1 protein-coding gene is annotated in these 1,202 nt (G+C 43.3%); it reads left to right on the top strand.

Annotated elements, in window-relative coordinates; translation table 11 throughout:
- Positions 1-309 precede the first annotated feature (309 nt).
- Positions 310-1,202: transposase (locus tag DXB83_RS15225; protein ID WP_118697832.1), on the top strand; the 893-nt coding region annotated here is incomplete at its 3' end.

The following is a 1,202-nucleotide window of genomic DNA, read 5'->3' as shown; positions in this document are numbered from 1 at the left end:
AGTAAGGGGATTACCCATAAATATATTGTAGTAGTGATGAGTTAGACGCGCAATTTTTTTAATATAAAACAGAACAAATGTTTGATATATTATTATGGATATGGTAAAATACTTTTATGGAGAAAGATATGTTTACAATTAATAAAAATGGTTTTTCCTATCCGGCGTCAAGGAAAGAGTTGTGGGGAGAACATTTGTGAAATCCGTCTTATTGTGCTGTAACGGTTAGTGACCGAAGCCGTGAACAGATACTTGCTTACATAGAAGGTCAGAAGGAAAAATCCCGTTAAAACCCGGAGGAGAAAGCGAATGAAAATCATATCCAGTTATGGTGTTGAATTACGAAAACAGAATATTCCGATCCGCCAGACACTGGAGATTTACCGTTCTGCTGTCCGCTATCTGGTCGAAGTGTATGAATCTGTGTGGGAAGAACTGGCCCAAATTGAGGAAAGTAAGAAACGTTTCAATGCAGCGGAACATCTGGTGCATACAACGAAACGGAATCCGGCCCGGTTTGATTTTGATTTCTGCTTTCCCAAAATGCCATCCTATTTCAGACGGGCGGCAGTCCAGCATGCGCTTGGGAGTGTATCTTCTTATCGGACGCGTCTGGAACAGTGGAAAGCAGAGGGACAGAAAACAGGAAAGCCGTATCTGAAAAGTGAGCAGTATGCCATGCCTGTTTTTTACCACGATGTCATGTACCGTGAAAACACAGAAGAGAAAGATGCGGCCTTTTTAAAACTGTACGATGGCCATGACTGGAAATGGTTTGCTGTGCGGCTGAAACATACGGATATGGAATATTTAAGAAAACACTGGTCGAGCAAAAAAGCTTCGGCACCAACGCTGGAGAAAAAGCACGACAAATATTTTCTGCGTTTTACGTATGCGGAAGAGGTAGCTTTAAACCGGACACCCGTCAAAGAACAAACGATCTGCAGTGTGGATCTCGGCATCAATACGGATGCAGTCTGTACCATCATGCGTCCAGACGGAACTATCCTGGGGAGAAAGTTTATTAACTTTCCCAGTGACAAAGACCGGATGTACCGTGTGCTGGGACGGATCCGAAGATTTCAGCGGGAACATGGATCGCGTCAGGTGCAGGGAAGATGGGCATATGCAAAACGTCTGAATACAGAGCTTGGTAAAAAGATTGCCAGGGAAATCGTTTTCTATGCATCAGAAAATAGGGC

The organism is Blautia sp. OM06-15AC (assembly GCF_003481425.1).
Lineage (GTDB): Bacteria > Bacillota > Clostridia > Lachnospirales > Lachnospiraceae > Fusicatenibacter > Fusicatenibacter saccharivorans.
The sequence above is the reverse complement of the archived record's forward strand: the minus strand, read 5'-3'. Positions and strand labels throughout refer to the sequence as shown.